The sequence below is a fragment of the Mesorhizobium sp. M2A.F.Ca.ET.067.02.1.1 genome, assembly GCF_004023285.1.
Taxonomy (GTDB): Bacteria; Pseudomonadota; Alphaproteobacteria; order Rhizobiales; family Rhizobiaceae; genus Mesorhizobium.
The window spans coordinates 1-4853 of sequence record NZ_RZSB01000465.1 but is presented as its reverse complement, the minus strand read 5'-3'; the positions used below and the strand labels follow the sequence as shown (position 1 = coordinate 4853).

Here is a 4853-nt window from a genome sequence, read left to right as displayed (position 1 = left end):
GTGCAGGCGATGGTCGGACGAATCCTGTCCGGCGAGCTCTATGCCGGCGAGAAGCGCAAGGCGCGGCCGATGGGTAAGAAGATCCTGAGCGTCGAGAACCTGTCGATGGGCAATACGGTCCGAAACACCTCCTTCTCGGTGTTCGCGGGGCAGGTCACCGGCATGTTCGGCCTGGTCGGGGCGGGGCGGACGGAGACGATGAAGATCGTCGCCGGCGTCTTGAAGCGCGACTATTTCCACGGCGGCACCGTACGCTTCGAGGACCGGCCGGTCCGTTACCGCACGCCCCGGCCCGCTGTGCGCGACGGCATCGTCTATGTCACCGAGGACCGCAAGATCGAAGGCTTCTTCGAGACCATGACGATTGCCAGCAACGTCCAGCTCGGCGCGCTGGCGATCGGCACCAATCCGCTGACCGCGGTCACACCGCGCAATGCGCGCGAGCTTGCCACGGCCTGGACCAAGCGACTGGGCGTCAAGGCGATCGATGCCGATGCGCGCGTCATCGAGCTGTCGGGCGGCAACCAGCAGAAGGTCGTGCTGTCCAAGGCGCTCATCCAGAAGCCGAAGCTGGTCGTCCTCGACGAGCCGACGCGCGGCGTGGATGTCGGCACCATCGTCGAGATCCACAGCTTCATCAACGAGCTTGCCGACAGCGGCATGGCGGTGGTGGTGATCTCGTCCTATTTGCCTGAGATCCTGGCTCTCTCGGATCGTATTCTCGTTGCCCGGCAGGGGCGCGTCGTCGAGGAGATGGACATCGCCGAGGCCACCGAAAGCCGCATCATGTACGCGGCCGTGCACTGAACAGGCCGGCCCCGGCCGCCCGGCTCAGTGCAGGCCTGGGCGACGGGACCTACCACCTGTTCGTCGGCAGGACGAACATCTGCGCGATCTGGACATGCGGCGGTTGGCTCAGCGCGAAAATCACGCAGCGCGCCACGTCCTCGGGGTCAAGCGCCATGCCGAAGCGCTCGAAATATTGCCGCGCCGCTTCCTCGTCGCCGCGGTGGCGGGTCGTGACGATGCTGGTGCGCGTCAGGCCGGGCATGATCTCGATGACCCGCAGCGGCGTCTCCGCGAGCTCACCGCGGATGATGTCGCTCAGCATGTGCACGCCGGCCTTGCTGGCTGAGTAAGGCGCCTGCTCGGGCACGATCCGGAGCGCGCTGATCGAGCTCATGTTGACGATGTCGCCGCGGCCGCGCGCGACCATGCCGGGCAGGATCGCGCGCGTGACGCGCATCAGGCCGATCAGATTGGTCTCGATGATGGCAGACCAATCATCCGCCGATCCCTGGTCGAAACGGATGCGGCCGCCGATATCGTGGCCGGCATTATTGACCAGTATGTCGATGTCGCGGAATTCCGCCGGCACCTGTTCCAGGCAAGCGTCGACGGCCGACGCGTCGGTGATGTCCAGCGGGAGCGCAAAGACCTCGCCGCCCAGTTGGCTTGCCAACGCCTGAAGCGCCTCGGCCTGCCGGTCGGCAAGCACGATGCGCGTGCCGTCGGCCTGGAGGCTTGTCGCGATGGCTCGGCCGATGCCGCTCGCGGCGCCGGTGACGAAAGCTGTCTTTCGCCGAACTGTCATTCAGCCTCCTCCATGCGCCTTCCCGCTCAAGCCGCTCTTCGCGGCCTGGCCTTTTCCTTGGTGGCGCAGAGCGGCATCAGCCGGCCGGCATCCTTCTTGGACTCCAGCCGGTCGATGAAGTCCTCGATCGACCTTGCGGCCTCGCCGCCCACGATCGGCGCGGCGGCCGACCTGAAGCGCTCGCGGATTTCGGCTTCGGTCGCCGGGATCACATCCGGAAGCCCCATCGACAGCTGCCGCCCGTCCCCGAGCACGACATCGATGCTGGCGCCCTGCTTGGCCGGAAACTGTGCCGTCAGTTCGTCGCTCGCCGAGAGGTCGCTGGCATCGATCAGCCGCAGCGTCTCCTTATCCCGCAGGTCCCTGTAGTTGTCTTCCGAGAGACGGCCGCTGGCGAACACCGCTGCAACGCCATAAGGAATGCTCATCTTGGCCTGGAGTGAACGCTCGAAGGGGCCGGTGTTGTCACAACCCGGATAGGCCGCCGCGGCGGCGGGGACACGGATGTGGATCCGCTCGACGGGGGCTGCGCCGGGACCGATCATCTCGACGAGCTTGAGCGCGGTCTGGCAGGCCGTCTGGGCGAAATTACAGGCAGGCGCGGCCTTGTGGTAGACCGCCAGGATATCGGCCTCGCCGTCGGGGAAGAGCTGCACCGGCCCCCGCATCGGCCGGCGCGCGAAGGCGGCGAAGTAACCGGATTTTCCCTCAAGCACGTCCGGGCTGCCATAGGCACCGGCGGCCGCAAGCTGGACCGCCATCCAGGCGTTGCGCGCGGCAAAGCCCGGATGAAAGAACATGTCCGATCCGCCGCTCTTCGGCCACTGGTTGAGGCCGGACGACGTGTTGGCGGCAAAGGCGATCGTGGCCGCGGTCTGTTCCTTGTCGAGGCCGATGAGCCGCGCGGCGCCACATCCCGCGCCGATCGGAGCCACCAGCCCCGTCGGCCTGAACAGTCCCGAAAGCTCGCGGTCGATCAGCATTCGGCCCAGCCGCCCGCCGACCTCATAGGCGACGATTGCCGCCCGCAGCAGGTCGATCCCCGAAACCGCCTTCGTTTCGGCGAGCGCCAGCAGCAGCGGCCAGACGACAACGCCGTGATGGCATACGGATCCGGCGTGCATGTCCTCGCGGACCAGCCCATGCCCCTTGACCGCATTGACGAAGGCCGCGTCCGCCGGCGTGGCCTGCCGGCTTTCGCCAATGATGTGGCCGCCGCGCGCCGGCGTCACCGCGGCCAGCGCTTGCTGGCTCGGATCGAGCGCGGACGCCTCGAAGGCGCAGCCGAGGAAATCGAGCAGACAAAGCTTTGCCTTGGCGGTGACGGCAGGACTGAACACTTCCAAGGGCAGGCCGGCCAGCGTGTCGGCCAATTGCTTCGTGAAGCTTGCCATTCCCCAGTCCTCCGCGATTCCCACCTTCAGGCGCGGATTTCTATTCCCGCCCATTCTTCGACGATGCGTACCATCGAAGTGAAGTCCGAGTCCGGTCCGAAACGGGCATTCGTGGCGGCGAGCATCTGTCTTACCAGCGAGCCCGCGACCATCGGCACGCCGAGATTCTCCGCCTCGTCGACGCACATGCGAACGTCTTTGTAGGAGAGGGCGGTGGCGAAGCCGAAATCGAACGTTCCCGGCAGCACAGCGCGGGGAAACTTGTCCTGGGTGGCGCTGTTGCGGCCGCTCGAGGCATTGATAATGTCGCACATGATGCGCGGGTCCAGCCCGGATTTCACACCCATCGCCAGCGCCTCGGCCGAGAGCAGGATGACGGCCGCCGCGATCATGTTGTTGCCGAGCTTGGCGACCTGCGCGGTGCCCGCATTCTCGCCACAATAGAACCGCTTGCCGAAATTGGCCAGCACAGGGTCGATCTCATCGAACACCGACTTCTTGCAAGAGACCATTACCGCGAGCGAGCCGCTGCTGGCTCCGGCGATGCCGCCAGAAACCGGCGCGTCGACCCAGGCGATGCCGCGGCCGGCCAGCTCCGCCGCGATGGTCTTGGCCATGCTGGGCCCGGTCGTTGACAGGTCGATTACCACTTTGGCTTTCGCGCCCGATATCAAGCCATCGGCGCCGAGCACGACCTCCTTGACGATCGGCGGCGTCGGCAGGCTGCAGAACACCACCTCGGCCTCGTCGGCGACGGCGGCGGCCGTGGCGGCCACGCTTATAGAATTGCCCGGCAGGTCCGCGGCGGCATCCGGCCTGGCGTCATGGACGATGACATGGTGGCCCGCTTCAGCAAGCCGTCTTACCATGGGCGCGCCCATGCGGCCGAGCCCAACGAACCCAAGCGTTCGAGTCTGCAAAGTTTTTACTCCGGGAAGGCCGCCTCGTGCAGACGGCCATGGGCTAGCAAATAAGCCAATTCCGGAGCGCAGCATAAGCTTCGCTCGCCGCATAACAGCTTTGCAAGGCGCCGGCTGGGCCTCCCTTGTCAACCGTCGCTCTGTGTCCCAAACTCAGGCGTTTGCCGCGTGCTCCAACAATGCGGTTACCGCATTCGAGCCAGAGGCCGCACTTTAATGTTCGATCTGAAGCAACTGCAGCTGTTCACCGCCGTGGCCGAGTTCGGCAGTTTCTCGCGCGCGGCGGTGGCGCTTTCGATCAGCCAGCCGGTGCTCAGCCGGCAGATCAAGGCGCTCGAGGACAAGGTCGGCGTCGCGCTGCTTTATCGCAATGGCCGCGGCATCGTGCTTACGGAAGCCGGCAAGATTCTGCAAAGCTACGCAGTGGCCCTGCTTGAGCAGGCCGCGCGCGCCGAGACGGAACTGGCGGCGCTGCGATCGAACCCGCGTGGCACGATCGTGCTCGGAATGCCGCCCTCGGTCGGCGTCGTGCTGACGGCGCCCCTGGTACAGAATTTCCGCGCCCAGTTCCCGCAGGTAAGCCTGAGGGTGATCGAAGGCTTCAGCGGCCATCTGCTCGAATGGCTGGTGATGGGCAAGATCGACGTCGCTGTCCTGTACAACGCGCCGAGGATGAACAATCTCCTGGCCGAACCCATACTGCGCGATGAGCTATTCCTGCTCGGCGCGAAGAACGATCCGCACAATCTCGGCCCCGGTCCCGTCGACGCCGACGTGATGTCCCGGCTGCCGATGATCCTGCCGGCGAGGCCGCATGGGCTGCGCGTGGTGCTGGATCACATCCTCGGATCCGCCGGCATCGAGCCCAACATCGAGGTCGAGGTCGACGCCATGCCCTCGACCTTGCGGCTGGTCGAGGCGGGGATAGGCTACACTATCCTGTCC

At 65.9% G+C, this 4853-nt stretch carries 5 protein-coding genes; 2 read left to right on the top strand and 3 right to left on the bottom strand.

Annotation, left to right across the window (positions count from 1 at the left end; all coding sequences use genetic code 11):
* Positions 1-807 (top strand): ATP-binding cassette domain-containing protein (locus EOA28_RS25160; protein WP_148670841.1); only part of this gene is annotated, 807 nt, incomplete at its 5' end.
* Positions 808-856: 49 nt separating this feature from the next.
* Here the strand turns inward: EOA28_RS25160 and EOA28_RS25155 are convergent.
* Genes EOA28_RS25155 through EOA28_RS25145 form a run of 3 tightly spaced genes read right to left on the bottom strand, consistent with a single transcriptional unit; the run spans position 857 to position 3908 of the window.
* Complete coding sequence (locus EOA28_RS25155) at positions 857-1594, bottom strand: SDR family oxidoreductase (protein WP_127249549.1); 738 nt, start codon at positions 1592-1594, stop codon at positions 857-859.
* 26 nt (positions 1595-1620) lie between these two features.
* Entirely contained in the window at positions 1621-2988 is a 1368-nt protein-coding gene (locus EOA28_RS25150) for an MmgE/PrpD family protein (protein WP_189342176.1), read from the bottom strand.
* A gap of 26 nt (positions 2989-3014) precedes the next feature.
* A complete protein-coding gene (locus tag EOA28_RS25145) occupies positions 3015-3908 on the bottom strand; it encodes an NAD(P)-dependent oxidoreductase (RefSeq protein ID WP_127249551.1) in 894 nt (297 codons plus the stop codon).
* Positions 3909-4124: 216 nt separating this feature from the next.
* Between EOA28_RS25145 and EOA28_RS25140 the strand changes: the two genes are divergently transcribed.
* Positions 4125-4853 (top strand): LysR family transcriptional regulator (locus tag EOA28_RS25140; protein WP_148670840.1); only part of this gene is annotated, 729 nt, incomplete at its 3' end.

Bases quoted from the DNA above. Each gene is read 5' to 3' on its own strand.
- EOA28_RS25155 (WP_127249549.1), bottom strand. From the start codon at position 1,594: ATGACAGTTCGGCGAAAGACAGCTTTCGTCACCGGCGCCGCGAGCGGC.
- EOA28_RS25150 (WP_189342176.1), bottom strand. From the start codon at position 2,988: ATGGCAAGCTTCACGAAGCAATTGGCCGACACGCTGGCCGGCCTGCCC.